This is a genomic window from Micromonospora sp. NBC_01739, from assembly GCF_035920385.1.
Classification (GTDB): domain Bacteria; phylum Actinomycetota; class Actinomycetes; order Mycobacteriales; family Micromonosporaceae; genus Micromonospora.
This window is the reverse complement of sequence record NZ_CP109151.1, coordinates 2103162-2124252: the sequence shown is the minus strand read 5'-3', so window position 1 is coordinate 2124252 and position 21091 is coordinate 2103162. Positions and strand designations below refer to the sequence as shown.

General features: G+C 71.2%; 22 protein-coding genes and 1 pseudogene. 15 read left to right on the top strand and 8 right to left on the bottom strand.

From position 1 onward, the window contains the following. From OIE53_RS09505 to OIE53_RS09480, 6 genes are all read left to right on the top strand, one after another. A complete protein-coding gene (locus OIE53_RS09505; protein ID WP_327026232.1) occupies positions 1-1239 on the top strand; it encodes an amidohydrolase family protein in 1239 nt (412 codons plus the stop codon). Further along, the gene (locus tag OIE53_RS09500; RefSeq protein WP_327026231.1) at positions 1236-2909 is read left to right on the top strand and encodes a DUF885 domain-containing protein; all 1674 of its coding nucleotides are present in this window, start codon (positions 1236-1238) and stop codon (positions 2907-2909) included. The genes OIE53_RS09505 and OIE53_RS09500 overlap by 4 nt, the downstream gene beginning before the upstream one ends. Continuing rightward, the gene (locus OIE53_RS09495) at positions 2906-3280 is read left to right on the top strand and encodes a nuclear transport factor 2 family protein (RefSeq protein WP_327026230.1); all 375 of its coding nucleotides are present in this window, start codon (positions 2906-2908) and stop codon (positions 3278-3280) included. Before OIE53_RS09500 ends, OIE53_RS09495 begins: the two co-directional genes overlap by 4 nt. Beyond that, positions 3277-3603: a TIGR04076 family protein gene (locus tag OIE53_RS09490; protein ID WP_327026229.1), complete on the top strand. Its 327-nt coding sequence runs from the start codon at positions 3277-3279 to the stop codon at positions 3601-3603. Before OIE53_RS09495 ends, OIE53_RS09490 begins: the two co-directional genes overlap by 4 nt. After that, positions 3600-4586, top strand: a complete 987-nt coding sequence (locus tag OIE53_RS09485; RefSeq protein WP_327026228.1) for an LLM class flavin-dependent oxidoreductase — start codon at positions 3600-3602, stop codon at positions 4584-4586. Before OIE53_RS09490 ends, OIE53_RS09485 begins: the two co-directional genes overlap by 4 nt. 177 nt (positions 4587-4763) lie before the next feature. After that, positions 4764-5261, top strand: coding sequence for a DinB family protein (locus OIE53_RS09480; RefSeq protein ID WP_327026227.1), 498 nt, complete (start codon positions 4764-4766; stop codon positions 5259-5261). A gap of 22 nt (positions 5262-5283) precedes the next feature. Here the strand turns inward: OIE53_RS09480 and OIE53_RS09475 are convergent, their stop codons facing one another. Continuing rightward, entirely contained in the window at positions 5284-6786 is a 1503-nt protein-coding gene (locus OIE53_RS09475; RefSeq protein WP_327026226.1) for a hypothetical protein, read from the bottom strand. A gap of 104 nt (positions 6787-6890) precedes the next feature. Between OIE53_RS09475 and OIE53_RS09470 the strand changes: the two genes are divergently transcribed. Beyond that, entirely contained in the window at positions 6891-7658 is a 768-nt protein-coding gene (locus OIE53_RS09470; protein WP_327026225.1) for an SIR2 family NAD-dependent protein deacylase, read from the top strand. Here the strand turns inward: OIE53_RS09470 and prfH are convergent, their stop codons facing one another. Together prfH and OIE53_RS09460 are read right to left on the bottom strand one after the other, a co-directional pair. Continuing rightward, the gene (gene prfH, locus OIE53_RS09465) at positions 7659-8267 is read right to left on the bottom strand and encodes a peptide chain release factor H (RefSeq protein WP_327026224.1); all 609 of its coding nucleotides are present in this window, start codon (positions 8265-8267) and stop codon (positions 7659-7661) included. Then, positions 8264-9442 carry an RNA ligase RtcB family protein gene (locus OIE53_RS09460; protein ID WP_327026223.1) on the bottom strand — a complete coding sequence of 393 codons (1179 nt, stop codon included), beginning with the start codon at positions 9440-9442 and terminating at the stop codon, positions 8264-8266. The genes prfH and OIE53_RS09460 overlap by 4 nt, the downstream gene beginning before the upstream one ends. A 205-nt stretch (positions 9443-9647) precedes the next feature. On the opposite strand from OIE53_RS09460, the gene OIE53_RS09455 reads away from it, so the two are divergent. Beyond that, a complete protein-coding gene (locus OIE53_RS09455; protein ID WP_327026222.1) occupies positions 9648-10481 on the top strand; it encodes a DUF4253 domain-containing protein in 834 nt (277 codons plus the stop codon). Between the two features lie 229 nt (positions 10482-10710). Beyond that, positions 10711-12198 (top strand): M20/M25/M40 family metallo-hydrolase, encoded by a 1488-nt coding sequence (locus tag OIE53_RS09450; protein WP_442791396.1) that lies wholly within the window; start codon positions 10711-10713, stop codon positions 12196-12198. A gap of 63 nt (positions 12199-12261) precedes the next feature. Here the strand turns inward: OIE53_RS09450 and OIE53_RS09445 are convergent, their stop codons facing one another. Then, positions 12262-13134 (bottom strand): YybH family protein, encoded by an 873-nt coding sequence (locus OIE53_RS09445; protein WP_327026220.1) that lies wholly within the window; start codon positions 13132-13134, stop codon positions 12262-12264. A gap of 61 nt (positions 13135-13195) precedes the next feature. After that, positions 13196-14215, bottom strand: coding sequence for a sigma-70 family RNA polymerase sigma factor (locus tag OIE53_RS09440; protein WP_327026219.1), 1020 nt, complete (start codon positions 14213-14215; stop codon positions 13196-13198). Positions 14216-14449: 234 nt separating this feature from the next. Between OIE53_RS09440 and OIE53_RS09435 the strand changes: the two genes are divergently transcribed. Then, on the top strand, positions 14450-15016 hold the full coding sequence (locus OIE53_RS09435; protein WP_327026218.1) for a nuclease: 567 nt from the start codon (positions 14450-14452) through the stop codon (positions 15014-15016). Positions 15017-15115: 99 nt separating this feature from the next. Here the strand turns inward: OIE53_RS09435 and OIE53_RS09430 are convergent, their stop codons facing one another. Further along, the gene (locus tag OIE53_RS09430; protein WP_393339311.1) at positions 15116-15622 is read right to left on the bottom strand and encodes an HAD domain-containing protein; all 507 of its coding nucleotides are present in this window, start codon (positions 15620-15622) and stop codon (positions 15116-15118) included. A gap of 117 nt (positions 15623-15739) precedes the next feature. Between OIE53_RS09430 and OIE53_RS09425 the strand changes: the two genes are divergently transcribed. The 3 genes and pseudogenes from OIE53_RS09425 to OIE53_RS09415 all read left to right on the top strand — a co-directional run. Further along, positions 15740-16252 carry a hypothetical protein gene (locus OIE53_RS09425; RefSeq protein ID WP_327026217.1) on the top strand — a complete coding sequence of 171 codons (513 nt, stop codon included), beginning with the start codon at positions 15740-15742 and terminating at the stop codon, positions 16250-16252. A gap of 195 nt (positions 16253-16447) precedes the next feature. After that, positions 16448-17071 (top strand): alpha/beta fold hydrolase, encoded by a 624-nt coding sequence (locus OIE53_RS09420; RefSeq protein WP_327026216.1) that lies wholly within the window; start codon positions 16448-16450, stop codon positions 17069-17071. A gap of 151 nt (positions 17072-17222) precedes the next feature. Further along, positions 17223-17420 (top strand): annotated as a pseudogene (locus tag OIE53_RS09415) (questin oxidase family protein); the annotation flags it as partial. Positions 17421-17764: 344 nt separating this feature from the next. On the opposite strand, the gene OIE53_RS09410 reads toward OIE53_RS09415, so the two are convergent. After that, positions 17765-18295 carry a TetR/AcrR family transcriptional regulator gene (locus OIE53_RS09410; protein ID WP_327026215.1) on the bottom strand — a complete coding sequence of 177 codons (531 nt, stop codon included), beginning with the start codon at positions 18293-18295 and terminating at the stop codon, positions 17765-17767. Between the two features lie 92 nt (positions 18296-18387). Here OIE53_RS09410 and OIE53_RS09405 point away from each other — a divergent pair, with 92 nt between their 5' ends. Continuing rightward, positions 18388-18804 (top strand): nuclear transport factor 2 family protein, encoded by a 417-nt coding sequence (locus OIE53_RS09405; protein WP_327026214.1) that lies wholly within the window; start codon positions 18388-18390, stop codon positions 18802-18804. Then, entirely contained in the window at positions 18801-19640 is an 840-nt protein-coding gene (locus tag OIE53_RS09400; RefSeq protein WP_327026213.1) for an ergot alkaloid biosynthesis protein, read from the top strand. The genes OIE53_RS09405 and OIE53_RS09400 overlap by 4 nt, the downstream gene beginning before the upstream one ends. Here OIE53_RS09400 and OIE53_RS09395 read toward each other — a convergent pair. Beyond that, positions 19637-21031 (bottom strand): short-chain fatty acyl-CoA regulator family protein, encoded by a 1395-nt coding sequence (locus OIE53_RS09395; protein WP_327026212.1) that lies wholly within the window; start codon positions 21029-21031, stop codon positions 19637-19639. The two genes, OIE53_RS09400 and OIE53_RS09395, sit on opposite strands and share 4 nt — an antisense overlap. Positions 21032-21091: the final 60 nt, after the last annotated feature.

Genomic DNA, 21091 nt, shown 5'->3' with positions numbered 1-21091 from the left:
ATGCATCACGCAACCGAACAGGTCCTGGTCAACCTCGCCCTCTACGACGGCATCGACGACCACCTCCAGTCCGACCGGGGCATCTGGATCGGCGCCGACGGGATGATCCGCGCCGTCGGCCCGGTCGACGAGGTGCTCGCCGAGGCCGGCGACGCCCGGGTGGTCGACCTCGGCGGTGACGTGGTGATGCCCGGCCTGACCAACATGCACGTGCATCTCTCCCTGGGGCTGCCCGGTCACCTGGCCGACCAGGTGCACCGGTCCAACCTGGCCGAACTGGTGCTGCTGATGGCCGACTCGGCGCGGCGCACCCTGCACGCCGGGGTCACCACCGTCCGACTGGTCGGCGAGGGCCGCTACGCCGACTTCGCGCTGCGCAAGGGCATCGAGGCCGGTGCGGTGGACGGTCCCCGGATCTTCACCGCCGGGCACGCACTCTGCTGCACCGGGGGCCACGGCTGGGAGGCCGACGCCCTGGAGGCCGACGGGGCCGACGGGTTCCGCAAACTGACCCGAGCCCAGATCCGGGCCGGCGCCGACCTGATCAAGGTGTGCATCTCCGGCGGCATCGCCGGCCAGTACGAGGCCATCGACACCCCGCAACTGCTCGACGACGAGATGGCCGCCGTCATCCAGGTCGCCCACGACTGGGGCCGCAAGGTCACCGCGCACGCCGGCCCGGCCGACACCGTACGCCGGGCGGTCCAACTGGGCCTGGACTGCGTCGAGCACGGCTACGAGCTGACCGACGAGGTCACCCGGCTGATGGCCGAACGCGACGTCTGGTACGTCCCGACCATCGTGGTCAGCCGCTGCGAACAGTTCTTCCGCGACTCCGGGGTGCCCGGCTGGCTGATGGAGCGGGCCCTGGGGGCCGGCCCTCGGCACTGGGAGAGCCTGCAACACGCCATCCGCAACGGGGTGCCGATCGCCCTGGGCAGCGACATGCCGCCGCACGCCGGCTACGACGAGACCACCGCCACCGTGCGGGAGTTGGAGTTCATGGTGGAGGCCGGGATGCCGGTCGCGGACGCCCTGAAGGCCGCCACCATCCGCCCCGCCCAGTGGCTCGACGCCGACGACCGGCTGGGCAGCCTCACCGCCGGCAAACACGCCGACCTGCTGGTGCTGCGCGACGACCCGACCCGGTCGGTGTCCGCCCTGCGTACCCTGCACACGGTCATGAAGGGCGGGGTCGTCTACCGCGACGACCACGGCCGTACCCGGACATCCCGATGACCGCCGTCGGTGCGGTCGCCGACGACTACCTGGCCGCGCTGGCCCACCTGGACCCGCAGGCCGCCGAGGCGGCCGGGGGCACCCCGGAGTCGCAGTTGGCCGACCTCTCCCCGGAGGCCTTCGAGGCTCGCGCGGCGCTGGCCCGGCGGACCGCCGCCGCGCTGACCACGGCGACCGCCCAGGACCCGGCGCAGCGGGCCCTGGCCGGTGCCCTGGCCGAGCGGCTGGACAGCGAGATCGCCCTGCACGAGGCCGGTTTCACCACCCGGCTGCTGGCCCCCCTGGCCACCCCGGTCCACCTGGCCCGGCAGGTCTTCGACAACCTGCCCCGGAACACCGCCGCCGACTGGGCCGACCTCGCCGCCCACCTGCACCGGCTCCCCACCACCCTGGACCAGTACGCCGCCACCCTGCGCCACTGCGCCCAGCGCGGCCACCTGGCCGCCCGACGGCAGGTGCGGGTGGTCGCCGAGCAGTGTGCCGACTGGACCGCCACGGACTTCTACGGTCGCCTGATCGCCGGCTACCCCGGCGGCCCGCTGGCCGACCGGCTAGGCGAAGGGGCCCGCCGGGCCACCGCCGCCACCGAGGGGTTCGCCGCCTTCCTGCGCACCGAACTGGCCCCGATGGCCTCCGATGTGGACGGTGTCGGCCGGGAGCTGTACGAGGTGACCTCCCGCGCCTTCCTCGGCGCCACGGTCGACCTCGACGAGCTGTACGCGTACGGCTGGGAGGAGCTGGCGCGCACCGAGGCCGAACTGCACATCGCGGCGGTCGACTGCGGCTACCCGGACCCGGTCACGGCCCGCACCGCCCTGGACGCCGACCCCGCCGGGCGGGTGCCGGTCGGACCGCTGCTGGAACAGTGGCTGCGCAAGCGCACCGCCCTGCTCACCGACCAGCTCGACGGCACCCACTTCGACATCCCGGCGGCCACCCGCCAGGTCGAGTGCCGGATCAGCCCGGCCGCCTCCGGGGTCATGTACTACACCCCGCCGGACGCCCACCTGACCCGCCCGGGTGCCATCTGGTGGTCCGTGCCCCCGGGCCAGTCCAGCGTGCCGGTGTGGCGGCATGTAGGGACCCTCTGCCACGAAGGGCTGCCCGGTCACCACCTGCAACACGCCATCACCCTGACCACCGCCGAGCTGCATCCCTGGCAGCGCCACCTGTGCCAGGTGCACGGGTACGCCGAGGGCTGGGCCCACTACGCCGAACGCCTCGCCGACGAACTGGGCCTCTTCGCCGGCCCCGGTGAACGCCTCGGCATGCTCGACGGGCAGATGTGGCGGGCCGCCCGGGTCGTCATCGACCTCGGTCTGCACCTCGACCTGCCGATTCCGGCCGGCAACGGATTCACCGACGCCGACCGGTGGACCCCGGCCGTGGCCGTGGACCTGCTGACCCGGGTAGCCGGGCTGGACCCGGCGACCGCCCGCTTCGAGGTCGACCGGTACCTGGGCTGGCCGGCCCAGGCCCTGGCCTTCAAGGTGGGGGCCCGGCTGTGGCAGCAGACCCGCCGGGACGCCGAACGTCGCGCCGGTGCCGCCTTCGACCGCAAACGGTTCCACCACACCGCCCTGGCGCTCGGGCCGATGGGCCTGGACCCCCTGCGCGCCCGCCTGGCCGAGACCCTGCCCCCGCGACCCGAGCCGGAAGTGACCCGATGAGCATCGACGAACTGACCAGCACCATCAGCGACATGTACCGGTCCCTGGGCGACCGGCCCGCCTTCGACGCCCACCTGCACCCCGACCTGACCATCTGGGAATCCGACGCCGACGACCTGCTGACCGGCCTGGCCGCCCTGGACGACCTGCGGAACCGGCGGGCCGCCGCCGCCACCGGCCCGGCTCCGGCCAGCGTGGCACCGGAGCAGATGCGCGCCGAGAGTTGGGGCGACACCGGCCTGGTCCGCTACCTGCTGCGGGCCCGGTTCGGCGACGACCGCCCGGACACCTGCTTCCGGGTCACCGACGTCCTGCGCCGCGACCACACCGGCTGGCGCATCGTGCACCACCACGCGGAGGCGATCCGATGAGCACCGAGGAACCGACCACCAAGGTGTACGACCTGCGGGTCGTGGTCGAACGGATCGAGGGCCGCTCGGTCTGCGGCATGAAGGTCGGTGACCACATCGACCTGACCGAATCCAGCCGGCTGAGCCTCCCCGAAGGCCAACACTTCTGCATGTACGCGCTGGCCGCCTGCCTGCCGCTGCTGCCCGCCAAGCAGCGGGCCCTGGCCGAGGGGGACTGGATGGCCCAGGACAGCCATGTGGCCTGCCCGGACCCCGAGGAGCGGCTCATCATGCGCATCGAACGCACCGACCTGCGGCAGATCCCCACCGAGGAGTTGACGTGACCGGCGACCACCTGGTCGGCATCGGCCTACAGTCGGACAAGTCCGCCGACGAGTACGCCGAACTCGCCGAGTTGACCGAACAGCACGGCTTCGACGTGCTGTCGGTCTTCGGTGACCTGATGTACCAGCCGCCGGTCTTCCCGCTGCTGGTGGCCGCCCGGCACACCCGCCGGGTCCGGCTCGGCGCGGCCTGCCTCAACCCGTTCACCCTGCACCCCGTGGAGATCGCCGGTCAGGTGGCCGCCCTGGACCTGGCCTCCCACGGCCGGGCCTACCTGGGCCTGGCCCGGGGCACCTGGCTCCAGGAGGTCGGGGTGACCCAGGCCCGGCCGCTGCGGCGCATCGCCGAGACGGTGCAGATCGTCCGGCGACTGCTGGCCGGCGACGACAGCGGTTTCCAGGGTCGGGAGTTCACCCTGGCCCCGGGCACCGCCCTGCGCTACACCCCGGCCCGCCCCGACGTGCCGGTGCTGGTCGGCACCTGGGGGCAGCAGACCGCCCGGTCCGCAGCCGGATACGCCGCCGAGGTCAAGGTCGGTGGTTCGGCGAACCCGGCCATGGCCAAGACGATGCGGGCCTGGCTGGACGAGGCGGCCGGTCACCGCACCGGGGTGGTGCTGGGTGCGGTGACCGTGGTCGACCTGGACGGGGAACTGGCCCGGCGGGTGGCCCGTACCGAGGTGGCCATGTATCTCGCGGTGGTCGCCGCCCTGGACCCCACCGTCGAGGTGGACCCGGAACTGCTGGCCCGGATCCAGGAGCATGTGGCCCGCCGGGAGGACGCCGAGGCCGGTGCCCTGATCGGTGACGACCTGCTCGACCTGTTCGCCTTCTCCGGCACCCCCGAACAGGTCGCCGCGCAGGCGGCAGCGGTGTTCGACGCCGGGGCGAGTCGGGTCGAGTTCGGCACCCCGCACGGACTCACCCCGCGTACCGGCATCGACCTGCTCGGCCGGCGGGTGCTGCCGCTGCTGCGCGGCTGACCCACCCCACCCCACCCCACCCCACCCCACCCCCACGCGCGATCTTGCAGTTCCGGTCGTCGATTCGCGGCTTTTGACCTGACTCTCAGCGACCCAAACTGCAAGATCGCGCGTGGGGGTGGGGTGGGGGGTGGGGTGCCTTGCTGTTGGGTGGGGTGGTTTTGGGATGCTTCGTGCATGGCATCTCCGTTACCGACGTCCATGGACGACATCCGGGACGAGCCGCTGCGGGCTCAGTTCGAGTTCTTCCTCGATCAGCACCGCGCCGCGCTGAGCGGCTGCCTGGATGGACTGACCGAGGAGCAGGCCCGCAGGTCGCTGGTGTCCTCTCGCACGACCCTGCTGGGCCTGGTCAAGCATGCGACCTTCGTGGAGAAGGTCTGGTTCGACGAGGCCGTCAACTGCCGGTCGCGGGACGGGATCGGCATCCCCGCCACACCGGACGAGTCCTTCATCCTGGACGACTCCGACACCATCGCCGACATCCAGCGAGAACACCGGGAGACCTGCATGCGGTCCCGCCGAGCGACGGCGCCGCTCGACCTGGACGACCTGGTGTACGGCAACCGGCGCGGCCCGCTGCCGTTGCGCTGGGTGTACCTGCATGTGCTGCGGGAGTTGGCCCAGCACTGCGGGCACGCCGACATCCTGCGCGAACAGATCCTGGCCGAGTGATCCGGCCGGGCACCAAGCGACGTCAGCGGCGCAGGGCGTAGAAACCGCGCCAGGGTGCGCCACCACCCCACAGTCGGTAGCCACCGATCAACGCCAGCAGGTAGGCGGCGGTGGCCGGACCGGCCAGCAGCCAACCGCCTCCGGCCAGGACGGTCAACGCCAGCAGAATCGCCAGGTGTCTGCCCGTCGGCTCGGCGAGGCCGAACAAGTGGAGCTCGACCGGGCTCAGCTGGTAGTTACGGCGCGGTCGGGTACGGGCGGTGCTCGCCGGCCAGAGCCGCCCCACCCCGGCGACGTCGACCAGGTACATGCGCCGCAACCCTGGGCAGCGGCGCAGCTCGACGCTCAGCGGCAGCTGCGCACCGCCGGCCGGGTCACCGGCCAGCCGGCGCACCAGCCGGCGATCCCAGACGATCCGCTGGTACCAGATCCGGTCGGCGTCGCGTAGTTCGAGCCAGAACGATGTCGGCTCGATGCCCCAGTGCCGTTGCGCCACCATGACCCAGGCCTCGGCCGGTCGACCACGACGCCGCGCGCCGAGCAGCCAGCGCCCGAGCCGCCACGTCCACGCCCAGGCCAACACGTACCCGGGCAGCAGCACCAGATGGACGAGCACCTCCCGCCCTCGCGGCTCGATCTCGAAGAATTCGGGATAGGCCGGCATCACCGCGTACGGCTGAGCCGGGTCGTACCGCACCGGCACCTGGCCGCCCTCCCGGTAGCTGTCCGGGTCCACCGGCTTCCACCGCACCCGCCATTCGGCTCCGGTGGCGTCGTGGTAGGCGACCTCGATCCGGTCCTCCGCGCCGAGCCGGGCCCCGGTGACCGTGCCCAGGGCCTGCCCGGTCAACGACGCCACCTCCTGGCGCTCCCACTCCATCAGGTGCCACACCGTGCCGGCGATGGTCAGCACCAGCAGCAGCCAGCCGATCAGCACCTTCCCGACGGTGAGGTTCGCCCGCTTCGGTCCGTCGACGATCGACACCGGTGGCGGCGCTGCGGCTGCCGGGGCCGACGGCGCGAGGACGTGTTCCCACTCGATGAGGAACGCGCGGGCCCGTGCGGAGATCGCCGCGAGTTCGGGATCGACCGGCGGCGTCGCCACCTCGCGCTCGATTCGCAGGGCGGAACGCAGGGAGTAGACGCCGATCCCGAGGAAGAGGACGGTGAACCCGGTTCCCCACATCCAGAACCGGCCGTCGGTGTGCAGAGTGTCCGCCGTAGGGCTGCTGACCCGTCCCGTCACCGTCACACCGTCTTCGAGGGGGTCGCCGTGGCGGGGCGTGAGCTTCACCGCGTCGATGCGGACGGCGCCGTCGGCGGAGACGAACGGCCCGGAACAGGTCCACCGGGATCCGTCCTCGGTGTCGGCGTACACGCAGTCCTCGACGGTCACCGCACCGGCCACCCCGCCGTACGTCGCCCGGAACGAGTCGACCGCGAGGACGGCCATCCAGATCGCGACACCGAAGATGACCGTGACGTACGAGAGCAGCAACCAGTGGTGCGGCTCGAACGAAGGCATCCGGCGCAACGGTCCTCCCGATCGTCGTCGCGTCGCGAGGTACTGGGTGATCCGACACTGTAGGCGAGCCCGGCGAGCGACCCGAGCGCCGATAGTCTCGACGGATGACCGATACGGCTACAGCGCAGGCCGCGAAGCTGCTCGGCCGGGCCCGGCGGGTGGTGGTCTTCACCGGCGCGGGCATGTCCGCCGAGAGCGGGGTGCCGACCTTCCGCGACACCCTCACCGGCCTGTGGCAGCGCTACGACCCCCAGGAGTTGGCCACCCCGGCGGCCTTCGAGGCCGACCCGGCCCTCGTCTGGGGCTGGTACGAGTGGCGCCGCGCGGCCGTCGCGCGGGCCCGACCGCACCCGGGGCACCTGGCCGTGGCCGCGATCGAGACCCACGCCCCACACACCGTGCTGGTCACCCAGAACGTGGACGACCTGCACGAGCGGGCCGGCTCCACCGACCCGCTGCACCTGCACGGCAGCCTGTTCGCCCCCCGCTGCTCCGCCTGCGCCCACCCGGCACCGACCCCCGCCCCGCACGAGCCGACCAAGGGACGGCGGCTGCCCCCGCCGCGCTGCGACCGCTGCTCGGCGCCGGTCCGGCCGGGCGTGGTGTGGTTCGGTGAGGCGTTGCCGCAGTCGGCCCTGGAAGCCGCCGCCGAGGCCGCCGCCTCCTGCGAGGTACTGCTGACCGTCGGCACCTCCGGCCTGGTGTACCCGGCCGCGGAGATCCCGCACCTGGCCGCCCGGTCCGGCGCCACGGTGATCCAGGTCAATCCCGAACCGACCCCGTTGGACCCGGTGTGTGAGATCAACCTGCGTGGCCCGGCCGCCCGGGTGCTTCCCGCCCTGGTCGAGGCCGCCTGGGGCGACGTCGGGTGACTACGGGCGTTCGACCCGGACCGGGTCACCGCGGACCAGCCGGTCGTGCAGCTGCCACCGCGCGGTGGTGGCGTCGCGTACCGCGCTCTCGTCCCGGTCCGCGAGCCGCTGCCGCAGCAACCGCAGCGCGATCCGGCGGTTGAGGCTGAACTGCCGCTCGGTGTCGACCACGACCACCAACCCGGTCGGGCGGTGCGTCGCCCGTACCGCCGTGCTGGCCTTGTTCCGGTGCTGACCACCGGGCCCGCCGGTGCGGCAGGCGACGACCTCCACCTCGGACTCCTCGAAGGAGGTGGCCTCCGTGTCCGCCGGGCAGGGCTGGGCGGTGACGTACCAGTTCTTCCGACCCACCCCGGCCCGGTACGGGCTGGGTGCCTGCCAGCACAACGTGCCGGTCCAGGAGGCGGTGAAGCCCTCGGCACCGGCGCCGTCGATCTCCACCAGCACCGAGCGGTAGGTGCCGGGCCGGTCACCGGCGACCGTGTCGACCCGGTGCACCCCTAGCCGCCGCCGTGCGGCCTCGGCTTCCAGGCGTCGCAGCAGCTGGGCCAGCGCCCAGGCGCACTCCTGCGGGCCGCGTCCGGCCGACAACAGCAGACGTACCCTCATCGCCGGCCCCGCCGCCGTCGCTCGTCGCGCCGCGACCCGGCCGCCAGGTCGGCCGTCTTGTACGTGACCAGGGGAATGGTGGTCGCGATCGGGGTGGCCAACCGGTGCGTGACCAGGTCCGCGATCACCTGCTCGATCCGTTTGTACGCCCCCGGCGCCTCCTCGAAGAGCAGTTGGCGGTCGCCACACACCACCAGGGACCCCACCGGGGTACGCCGAAGCTCCTCGACGGTGTGCTTGGCCCGCCCCCGACGCAGCGCGTCGGCCCGGGACATCTTCCGTCCCGCACCGTGCGCCACCGAGTAGTTCGCCTCCGGACCGGCGTGCGCGGCCACCAGGTAGGAGGGGGTACCCCGGGTGCCGGCGATCAGCACGTCCCGGCCGTCACCCGGTGCCGCACCCTTGCGGTGCAGGTAGCCGCCGTCGCGTACCTCCACCAGGTTGTGGCACTGGTCCACGATCGGCTCGGTCGGCGCGGCGCCCAGGGCGTACGCGACCCGGGCGGCCAGTAGCCGACGGTTCAGCGCACCCCACCGTACGGCCTCGTCGTGTCGGGCCAGGTAGGCCTGTGGATCCGGGGCCGGGCCCGCGCCGTGCCCTTCGGTGTGCTCCCGCAGGATTCGTTCGCCCAGCCCTCGGGAACCGGAGTGCACGACGAGCACCAGGTCATCGGCGGCCAGCCCGAGACGACTGGCGTGGGTCGGGTCGAGCACCGCCCCGATCCGGGCCAGCTCGACGAAGTGGTTGCCCCGGCCCACCGTGCCCAGGCCCTCGACGTGGCCGGCGGGTATCTCGCCGGTCAGCACCGTCCAGGCCGGATCGTCGGCGTCCAGGTCGGGATTCAGCGGCCGGTCCAGGTCCGGGAACCGGGCGGCCAGCTTCTCCGGTACGGGTCGCTTGAGCCGGATCGGGAACACCGCGATGCCGCAGCCGATGTCGGATCCGACGAGGAACGGATACAGCACCCGGGAGGCCATCGCGGCCCCGATCGGGGCGCCCTTGCCCGGATGCAGGTCGGGCATGGCGGCGACGTGGATCATGCCGTCGAGGGCGGCTACCTGACGACACTGGGTGTGGGCCTCGGACTCGATCCAACTGGTGGGTGAGGCGAAGACGCTGATCGTGGCGGGGTCGGAGGCGGGCAGCGTCGACTGCCGCAGGTGCAGCTCAGACAAGGATTTCTCTCCCGAGGAGAATGAGGAGGCACGGACGGTGGATGAGGGCACGAGGGGGCGCGGAGGGGTCTCGGCGCGGCGGGGTGCGATCCGTCAGTACGTCATGCGCCCACCCTGGCGCAGCCCGCCCGGCGGGACAACCGGTTTTAAGGTGCCGCCGCGCGGAGCGCGGAAAAGTCAGCCCCGGCCGCTACTCTCACGCCTCGTGACGTCGCAGTTGAACGAGATGCCCGCCGACCTGCTGGAACTGTTCCCGGACGATGCTCCGCGAACCCTCGCCGTGCCGCTGCCGCCCGGCCAGACCGTACGCGGCAGCGAGGGTGTCGACGATCGGCCGGTGTTGTGGATGAGCGAGGAGCCGGCACCGGCCGGGCTGTGGTCGCGCCTGCACGCCGTACATCAGGACTCCGGGTTGTGGCCGGTGCTGCTGGACGGGCTCGGCGGTGACATGTCCCGCCCCTGGACAGACGGTGAGCTCTGGCCCGCGGCCTCCACCCCCGACCAGCATGACGTCGAGGGGGTGCTCACCGACCGGTGGGCCGCGCTGACCGACGACGACTCGCCGCCCCCGGCCGATGAGGATTCCCTCACCGCCCCGTACGGCCGGACCTGGCCGGGCCTGGCCCCGGAGCTGCCGTCCCGGGTGGGGGTGCGACAGCACGCCGACCACTGGGCCGAGCAACTGTCGCAGGCCCAGCCGGAGATGCGTCTCGGCCTGGTCGCCGCGCCGCGCGGCAGCGACGTGTTGGCCACCCTCGGGTGGCACGGCGCGATCAACCACATCGGGGTCGCCGAACTGTGCGCGGTGCTGCGCAGCTGGGAGGACCGCTTCGGGGTACGGGTGATCGGGGTCGGCTTCGCCGAGCTGTACCTCAGCGTCGCCGCGCCGCCTAGCAACCTGGATGAGGCGCTGCCCATCGCCGCCGAACACTTCGCCTTCTGCCCGGACAACATCCTGCAAGGGCAGCGTCCGTACACTCTCGCCGCCTACGCGGAGCGTCTCGTCGACGCCCCGACCTGGGCCTTCTGGTGGGACTGAGCCCCCTGCTCAGACCTGCGGCTTCGGCGGCCGGCGGGCGGTCAGGGTGACCAGAGGCGCGACGTGGGCGGTGGTCCGGTCGCAGACTCCCACCTAGCTCCTCGTCACGCTATGGATAAAGCGGTATAGGGCGATGTGTTTACGCCATTCTCCGCACGGTCCTAATCTGCGGCTGCCGGTGGTGCCGGCGTTCCCTACCCGGCAGGAGAAGACGTTGCGAGTAACTACGGTGTTGCGTGCCTGCACGGCACTGGCTCTGACCCTCGTCGCCGTGGTCGCCGTGCCGACCACCGCTCCCGCGACCACCCCGGTGGCTTCCGCCCTGGCGGTGCCGGACATCTCGCTGACCAACACCAAGGCGCATATTCAGCAGTTCCAGACGATCGCTACCAACAACGGCGGCAACCGACGCGCCACCGGCGCCGGCTACACCGCCTCGGTGACCTACGTCTACAACAGACTGGCCGCCGCCGGGTTCACCGTTACCCGGCAGAACTGCACCTCCGGCTGCACCAGCGGCGCCGGTCCTAACGTGATCGCCGACTGGCCGGGCGGTGGGGACCCGAACAGCATCTACATGTTCGGCGCCCACCTGGACGGGGTGTCGGCCGGTCCCGGCATCAACGACAACGCCTCCGGGTCGGCGACCCTGCTGGAGATCGCCCTGACCCTCGCGGCGACCAATCCGAGCCTGACCAGCCGGGTCCGGTTCGCCTTCTGGACCGACGAGGAGCAGGGCCTCAACGGGTCCCGGTTCTACGCCAACTCCCTGTCCAGCACGGAACGGGCGAAGATCAAGGCCTACTTCAACTTCGACATGGTCGGCTCCGTCAACGGCGGCTACTTCATCAACCGGATCACCTCCGTGCCCGGCCAGACCCTGAAGGCGTACTACGACTCCATCGGGGTGCCGACCGAGGAGAACACCGAAGGCGCCGGCCGTTCCGACGACGCCCCCTTCAACGCGATCGGGGTGCAGACCTCCGGGGTGGCGGCGGGCGCCTCCCGGGTGAAGACCGCCGCGCAGGTGACCAAGTGGGGCGGCACCCAGAGCGCCTTCGACCCCTGCTACCACCGGTCCTGCGACACGTACCCGAGCAACATCTCCGACACTGTGCTCAACCGGGCCGGTGACGCCGCCGCGTACGCCCTCTGGACCCTGGCCGCCGGCACCCCGGCGACGACGGTCTGGTCGGATACCTTCGAGACCTCCACCGGCTGGACCACCAACCCGGCCGGCACCGACACCGCCACCAGCGGAAACTGGGAGCGTGGCGTGCCGCAGGCCACCAACTCCAGCGGCGCCAAGCAACTAACCGCCCTCTCCGGCACGAACAGCCTGGTCACCGGCCGGCTGGCCGGCACCTCCGCCGGCGACCACGACATCGACGGCGGTACGACCAGCGTCCGCTCACCCGCCATCACCCTGCCCGCCACCGGCCCGCTGACCCTGAAGATGTCCTGGTACCTGGCCCACGGCAGCAACGCCACCAGCGCCGACTACTTCCGGGTCTCCGTGATCCACAACGCCGGCACCACCCCCCTCTTCACCCAGTCCGCCACCGCCACCAACCGCAACGCCACCTGGACCTCAAGCAGTTGGAGCCTGACCCCCTATCCCGGCCAAACCGTAAGAATCCTCATCGAAGCCGCCGACGCGGGCACCGCCAGCCTGGTAGAGGCCGCCGTAGACGACGTCACCATCACCCAGGGCTAACCCTCGCGTCGACATCCGCTAGCACCATCTCCGTTGATCATGAGGTTGGCGGCAGCGTGGATATCAACGACTGCCGTCAACCTCATGATCAACCATTGCGGGCGGGGGGTGGGGGTGGGAGAGGGTGGGAGAGGGTGGGAGAGGGTGGGAGAGGTGTTGGTGGGTCAGGCGCCAGGTGCCAGCGCGGCGGGTGAAGATTCGGGTGCCGCGGGACCAGGTTTCCGTGCTTTCGCCGTCGGGCGGGGTTACTCGTATGCGGTTGAGGCCCCAGGAGACGGCCAGGTCGCCGGCTATCAGGATGGTCTGGTTGGGGATCTCCCAGGTCACCTTGCCGTCGGCGGCGGCGTCCAGACCGGCCTGGCAGACCTCACGTACCGCTGGTGCGCCCACGTATTGCAAGGGGCCGTCGTGTTCGTACGACACGATGTCGGGGGCGATGGGCTCCATCAGGGCGTCGAGGTCCTGGGCGGCGGTCGCGGCGAACCACCGCTGGTGCAGTTCGCGTAGCTCCCGTTCGTCGGCGGCCGGGTCCCGCACGGCGGTGTCGAGCGGGAAGGAATGGTGCTCGTGGGTCACCACCCAGCGCCCGTCCTGACGGCGCAGACCCAGCGTGAGGCGTAGTCGCCGGTCAGGCGCCGCGGCGAGGTCCGCCGCCGTGCCGCAGCGCAGCAGGGCGTACGCGAACGCCACCTCGCCGCCGGCCGTGACCTCCAACGACTCGATCTCGAACGAGGCGCCCTGGGCCTGCCAGCGGAAGAACGGCGGCCAGCTCTGCCGGTAGGCGGCCAGCCCTCGTACCCCCTGCTGCGGCGGCGGCACGTCGAACATCACGATGTCCTCGGCGTGGTCGGCCAGCACGGCATCGAGGTCGCCGCGGTGCACCGCGGCGACCCAGCGTTCGATCAGGGTGCGGATCTGTTCCTCGTCAGTCGCCATGATCGGTCCTTCCGGGTCGTTCGGGGTCCGTCACCCCTACAACCCGGGCCGGGCGGCAAACTCATCGCACCCCGGCTGGCTCGCCGTCGAGTCGGGCCGGCAGCCCGTAGCGTGGGAAAGCGGCGTCGAGGAATGAGACCACCTCGGCGATCCGGGCGCCGCGCAGCGTGAGCAGGTCCAGACCCGCCGGCAGGTAGGCGCCCTGGGCTTCGTCCCAGCGGTACGTGCCGAACGCCAGCTGCCCGTTGGCCCGGCCCGGCAGGAAACGCCAGCGGTACGAACCCACCACCTCGACGAGGAAACCTCGGATCGCCGGCCGGCCCTCGTACCAGACCCGCAGTGGCGGCATCGAGTACCGCGCGTCGTCGGTCAACATCGCCACGATGGCCTCGACGTCACCGGCCTCCCAGGCCGCCGCGTACCGGAGGGCCAACTCCCGCTGTCCCGCGTCGCCGAGCGCCCCCAGGGTCCGTTGCTGGGTCTGCTCGGGCAGCAGACCGGTGAGGACCGCGCGGGCCCGCTGCAAGGCGCTGTTGACCGCCGCGACTGTGGTGCCCAGCAGGTCGGCGGCCTCCCTGGCCGAATAGCCGAGCACCTCGCGCAGCAGCAGCACCGCCCGCTGCCGGGCCGACAGATGCTGCAACGCGGCGACGAACGCCAGCTCCAGGCTCTCCCGGGCGATCATCCGGGTCTCCGGGCCGAGCTGCTCGGTCCACCCCATCAACCGCTGGGGGTACGGCTCCAACCACGCCAGCTCGGCCGTCGCCGCGACGTCCGGTCGAAGGTCGGTGGGCAACTCCCGGCGCCTCCGCCGCTCGATCAGGGTCAACGCCCGATTCGTGGCGATCCTGTAGAGCCAGGGCCGGATCGATCCATGGTCATCCTGGAACCGGGCGAGGTTCCGCCAGGCTCGATCCAGGGTGTCCTGGACGGCGTCCTCGGCGTCGTGCAGGGACCCGAGCATCCGGTAGCAGTGGGCGCGCAACTCCTCGCGCAGCGGCCCGACCAGCCGCCCGAACGCCTCCCCGTCGCCCGCCCGCGCCGCGTCGAGCAGTTCCCCGTACCCCTGCTTGCGCTCCATCATCGGCAGGCTACGCCGACCCTGACCCCGCCTGCCGCCGGCGACCGTGCGTGAGTCGGCATCACTCTCCGGTACGACACGGAGACCCCCGGTGGCCGGAACCCCCGACTCTCGAGGCTGCCGAGGTGCGGCGGCCGGTCAGCCAATACCCTTGACCACGAGCATGGCTTCTGGCACGTCACACGCTCGGGCTGGACCGGTCCGCGCTGGCTGCTCCACTCGAGAGGTACCTCTATGCCCGGTATATCGGAATCCGTCACGTACCTCATCGTGGACGGGGAGAACATCGACGCCACTCTCGGCAACAGTGTTCTGGAGCGCCGGCCGGCCCCTGCGGAGCGACCCCGGTGGGAGCGTCTGCGGGAGTTCGCGCGCGACACCTGGCGGCAGCCGGTGAAGGGCCTGTTCTTCCTCAACGCCTCCGGTGGCGTACTGCCGATGCCGTTCGTCCGGGCCCTGCTGAGCATGGATTACCGGCCCATCCCGCTAGCTGGTTCATCGGATCAAAAGGTGGTGGACATCGGCATCCAGCGGACTTTGCAGGCCATCGCCCGGCGCCCGGGCAATGTGATGCTGGCCAGCCACGACGGTGACTTCCTGCCGCAGCTCGGCGAGCTGCTGCTCGACGGCGATCGTCAGGTCGCGGTCGTCGGGTTCAAGGAATTCCTCAACGCCGGCTTCGCCGAGCTGCCGGGCCTACAGATATTCGACATCGAGGAGGACGCGGACTGCTTCACCAACGTGCTTCCTCGGGTCCGCATCATCGACCTCGAAAGCTTCGACCCGGAGCGCTTCCTGTAGGCGGCGCGAACTGGCCGGCGGAGCGGCCTTCACCACCGCGCCGCCGGGTACCGGCCGCCAGGGCTGTGGTCGCCGCGCTGCTGCGGCACGGCGGACCGATCAGCCGTGCTGGTCCAGCCAGCGACTCACCGCCGCGAGGTCGATCCGGGTCAGTCCCCGGTCCGGGTCGACACGATGCGGGAGTGCAGGTTGCGGGTGCTGGGCGGCGACCCATCGCCGGTCGGCGTCGCTGATCTCGTCGTCCAGCCAGACGAACGGGCGACCTGCCGCCCACCGCACCAAAGGCTTGGTCTTCCAGTGCACTCCACGTGGTGGTTCCTCGCCGTCGTCGGGCCAGTCGACGAAGGGTAGAGCGGGCAGACCGATCCGGGGCGCCACGACCTCGTTGGCCTCGGCCACCCAGGTGCTGGCCCAGACCAGCTCACCCGGCAGGGCCAGCAGCCGATCACCGTCGGCGGGATCGAGACGGTCCAACAGCGGATTCCCGTGCTGATCGGGCCCGTCGTCATGCCCACCAGCACAAACTGCGTACGGCCGGGACCGTAGCGGGATCAGCACCCCGTCGATGTCCACGAAGATCAACGATGGTCCGACGCTGCCAGCCACCGCCGAACCGTACCGCCCGAGTGGTGCACGCAGGAACGCGAGCACGGTTACCAGGCGGCCGATAAACGCCTACGGCATGACAGGGCATATAGCGCGCCATGATCCATGATGGCTGGCATGCGAACCGTCCCCACCGGCCCAACTCCCAGTCAGACTGTTCGCGGCCGGCTGCGCTCGCTGGCTGCCCTGGAACTCATAAACATCCCACTGCAAGCTTGGATATGGTTCGGCCTGGTCGGGCTCCCAGCCACGGCAACCAACCTGCTCGGCTTCGCCTTGTTCGCGCTCCTGCTGATCGAAGGCGCCGCCTACTGGGCAGCCAAACTGCATCGGCTCAACGCCCGCCACCCCCACCTCCCGGCGCTACCGGCCTTCCGCGCAGCCCGCACCGCCAACCCACTGCTCCTAGCCGCCGCCCTCCTGGCCACCGGCTACGCAGCCGTGACAACCCCAGGCCGCACCTCCTGGCCGGGACTGGCCTTCGCCCTGTTCGCCATCCTGGAACACATCAACTACTTCCACCTCCAACTGATGTACGACACCCCCACAGACCTCCGCCGTCTCCGCTCAACCGGCCCCCGCCCCTCCCATCTGGCCCGCGACCTCACCCGCCCAACCCCTCCCCGTTGATCATGAGGTTGGCGGCACTGTGGAGATCAACAACTGCCGCGAACCTCATGATCAACGGGGAGGAGGGGGGTCTGCTGGGAGCGGAATCGGTTGGTGTCCAGCGGCGATGTCAGTGATGGTTGCCTGGTGCCCGATCTGATTGACGTCGCGCTCGGTGATGTTCGCCTTTCGTTGTGGGTGTGGCCAACTGGTGGTGTGGGCCGTATCCCGGTGGTGCTGTTGCCCGCCACCGGCCGGACGGCCCAGGACTGGGACGTGATCGCGGCGGAACTGGCCGCCGAGCGGACGGTGTACGCCGTCGATCTGCGCGGTCACGGAGGCAGCGACTGGCCTGGTGAGTACCGGCTGGAACTGTTCGCCCGGGACGTCCTGGGCCTCCTCGAACGCCTCGATATCGGCCCGGTCGACCTGATCGGCCATTCCCTCGGCGGCCTCATCGCCTGCCGGGCGGCGGCGGCAGCCGGACCGCAGCACATCCGTCGCCTGGTGTTGGAGGACATCGGCTTTCCGCGCCCTCGTCCACCTGCGCCACCGGAGCGGCCGGCGGGGGAGTTGCCATTCGACTGGCGGGTGGTGGAGCAGGTCCGCCCCGAGATCGACGACCCGTCTTCAGACTGGCCCGACATCATCGCCCGGATCACCGTACCCACCCTGCTGCTCGGCGGCGGCCCGTCGAGCCCAGTGCCCCAGCGACACGTCGCCGAACTCGCCGACCGGTTGGCCGACGCCCGACTGGTCACCATCGACGCCGGGCACTTGGTGCACGAGACCGAGCCGGATGCCTACCTCGACACGGTGATCGCGTTTCTCGACGCGTAGCCGCAGCGATGGCGAGCGGATGGGCGGGATGGTGACGTCGACCCAGTCTCTGCCCGCCTCCAACCGTCGTGGCCACGACCCGCTGGCACTGGGCCCGGACGGCATCGGTCGTGGTTGACCTCAACCTTCCTTCAGCTCCTACCGTCAGCGCATGAGTGAACTCGACGAGGCTTACCAGCGGGTCCGGCTCTCCGGCCCGGAACGAAACGGGTGGCTCTCCAACCACGCACCCATGGCGGTCGAGGCCATGGCCCGCCACGGCCACGGCGAGGCGCTGCACCGCTGGTTGGACGGGTACGCCGACCGGCTGGAAGACCGGCCCCGGGGGATCGCGCCCATCGCCGCCGACCGGTCGGTGTACGCCGTCGACCTGCGCGGCCACGGAGACAGCGCGATCCGGATCCACGCTGGGGCGACCTCGTCGCCCGATCACCGCACCTACCTGCTGATCGGCGGTGGCCCGTCGAGCCCGGTATCCCAGCAGCACGTCGCCGAACTCCCTGACCGGTTGGCCGACGCTCGTCTCGTCACCATCACCGCCGGCCACCTGGTGCACGAGACCGCGCCGGCCGCTGCCTCGACGCGGTGCCACATTCCTCGTTGCGTAGGCGCAGCGACGAAGGTTGCATGGACGTTTGGGGCTACGGCACCGGCGGGCGACAGCCCAACGCACCTGAGGGAACCTGCCGAGCGCTAGCCGAGCACGTCGTACACCAGCTCGCGCAGGCCGGCTTCGGCGTCGATTTCGGGGTGGTTGCGCAGGTGCTCGATGAGGTCGCTCCGTACGGCGGCGATCAGCGCGTGGGCCAGGAAGGCGGCGTTGTCGGTGCCGCGTGCCTGGCCGACGAGGTCGGTGAGTTGGGCGTGTAGTTGGGCGTAGCCGCTGTTCTGGTACGGGCTGCCAGAGCCCTCCCGCTCCAGGGCGAGGGTGAGGATGCGATGGCGTTGTTTGAACCGCCAGGTGCGGGTCATCAGTTCCAGGGCGGTCTGCGCCGGCGTCTCTTCGGCGACCGGCGCGGTGAGTTCACGGTCGACGTGCTCCTGGTAGAGCGCGAGAAGCAGACCGCGCCGGTCACCGAAGCCCCGGAAGATCGTGCCCTTGCCGACACCTGCGGCGGCGGCGACGGCGTCCATCGAGACCTCATCCGGGTGGGTGGCCTCGTGAAACAGGCGGGCAGCGGCAGCCAGCACCATGTCCCGGTTGCGCGCCTTGTCGACTCGCATGGCACTCCCTTGACAAAACGGACCGTCAGTCCGCTACAGTGAAGCGGACCAGTGGTCCGAATCTTAGCGGCCACCGATCCGAGGAGGAACCTGTGTCCGACACCCCCGTGGAGATCTTCCGCCGCGCCACCGACCGCCTGCTCGCTCACGACATGGCCGGGTTCACCGCGTTGTACGCGGACGACGCCGTCATGGAGTTCCCGTTCGCGCCACCAGGCTGGCCGCAACGCCTCGACGGGCGCAAAGCCGTCGAGGCATACCTGGACGGCTACACCGATCGGCTGGACGTCCAGCGCGTGCACGACGTCGTCGTGCACGAGACCACCGACCCGGACGTCATCGTCGCCGAGATGGCGATCAGCGGCCGGATCGTCGCCAACGGCGAGCCGTACACCGTCCGCTACGTCGCCGTGCTGACCATCGCCGGCGGACTCATCCGGCATTACCGCGACTACTGGAACCCCCTCATCCTCGCCGAGACCATGATGGAGACGGAGGTATCGGCATGACGGTGTTGGTGACCGCAGCGACCGGGACCACCGGCAGCCGTCTCGCCCGGCGACTGGCCGGCGAGAACATCCCGGTACGCCGGGCCGGCCGCTCGCCGGGCGCGGACGTGCGATTCGACTGGGCCGATCCCACCACGTACCCACGGGCCGTCGACGGCGTGCGGGCGATCTACCTGGTGGCGCCACCGGGCGCCGTCGACCCCGAGCCGGTCGTCGTGCCGTTCCTGGAGCAGGCCCGGCGGGCCGGCGTACGCCGAATTGCGCTGCTCAGCTCGTCGGCAGTGCCGATCGGCAGTCCTGGTCTCGGCATGTTCGGCGCGCGTCTCGCCGATTTTGTGCCGGAGCCGGTGGTGCTGCGGCCGACCTGGTTCGCCAGCAACTTCACCGGCGACCGCCCACACGCTCAGTCCGCCCGGCGCGACGGCGAGATCGTCAGCGCCACCGGCCGGGGGCGGATCCCCTTCATCGACCCCGGGGACATCGCCGCCGTCGCCGCGCGGGCACTCACCGACGCCGAGGTGCCCGGCGGCGACCTCGTCCTGACCGGTCCGGAGCCGCTGAGCTTCGACGAGGTCGCCGAGATCCTGAGCGACACCACCGGCCGGGCCGTGCGCCACCGCGAGGTCACCTCGAAGGAGCTCTCCGAGCGGCACCAACGGAACGGCGTGCCGGCCGCCTTCGCCGATGTCCTCGCCGCCATGGACGTGATGATCGCGGAGGGCGCCGAGGACCGGACGACCACCACCGTCGAGGACGTGACAGGTGTGCCGCCGCGATCACTACGGCAGTTCCTCCTGGCCGAACGCGTGGCGACGGCTCTGCCCTCGACGCCCTAGTCGCGGAGGGGGTAGGGGACGAAGGTGCTGCGGTTCTCGTCCACGTCCAGTTGGCGGCTGATGGGTGGGGCGGCTCGTTGGGGGCAGGTCATGCGTTCGCAGGTCTTGCAGCCGGGGCCGATGGGGGTGGCGGCCTCGGCGGCGTGCAGGTCCACCCCGGTGGAGTAGACCAGGCGGCCGGCGTGGCGGGTCTCGCAGCCCAGGCCGATGGCGTACACCTTGCCGGGTTGGCCGTAGCCGCCGTGGTGGCGGGTGATGGTGCGGGCGATCCACAGGTAGCGTTGCCCGTCCGGCATCGCGGCCACCTGGGTGACCACCCGGCCGGGCGCGCCGAACGCCTCGTAGACGTTCCATAGGGGACAGGTCCCGCCGGTACGGGAGAACGGGAAGCCGGTGGCGGACTGACGCTTGGACATGTTGCCGGCCCGGTCCACCCGGACGAAGGAGAAGGGCACCCCGCGCGCCCGGGGCCGCTGCAACGTGCTCAGCCGGTGGCAGACCGTTTCCCAGCCGATTGCGTAGTGCTGGGTGAGCAGTTCGATGTCGTACCGGCGCTGCTCGGCAGCGGTCAGGAACTGTTCGTACGGCAGGATCAGCGCCGCCGCGAAGTAGTTGGCCAACCCGACCCGGGTGAGAATCTGGGTCTGCGGGTCGTCGAAGTGCTCCGATTCGACGATCTCGTCGATGACGTCGGCGAATTCCAGCAGCGCGATCTGGGCGGCCATCCGCATCGCCTCCTGGCCGCCGCGCAGCGAGGTGGACAGGTGCAGGGTGCGGGTCTGCGGGCGGTAGCGGTGCAGTTCCCCGCCGAGGGTGCCGGCGTCCTCGCGCAGGATGCGTACCCCGTGCCGCTGGGCGAGTCGGTCGCGTAGCCGGCCCCGTATCTCGCCGCGCCGCAACCCCATCGCGGCGGCCAGCCGCTCGGCCTCCTCGTCCAGCTCCGGTACGTAGTTCTGCCGCCGGTAGAAGAACTCGGTGACCTGGTCGTGCGGGCTGCGCCCGAGCCGTTCCCGGTCGCCGACCAGCTCGGCGAGCTGCTCGTCGGCCTGCTGGTAGCGCCGGTGCAGGTCGATGACGGCGGCGGCGACCTCGGGCAGCCGGGTGGCCAGCTCGGTCAGGTCGGCGAGGCTGGCCCGGCTGGGTAGGGCCTCCCGCAGCCCGGTGACCAGGCGGGGGGTGTCGTGGGCGGCGAAGACGGTGGGGTCGACCCCGAACAGTTCGGTGATGCGCAGCAGCACCGGCACGGTCAGCGGTCGGGTGTCGTGCTCGATCTGGTTGAGGTAGCTGGGGGAGATGCCCAGGTGCCGGGCCAGCTCGGTCTGGCTGAGGGCCCGTTCCTCCCGCAGCCGGCGTAGCCGGGCCCCGGCGAAGGTCTTGCTGATCGTCCCCACCTCCCACCCCAGCAGGTTTGTCGGGTCACATTAGCACCGCTGCCAATAGGGCAATTAACA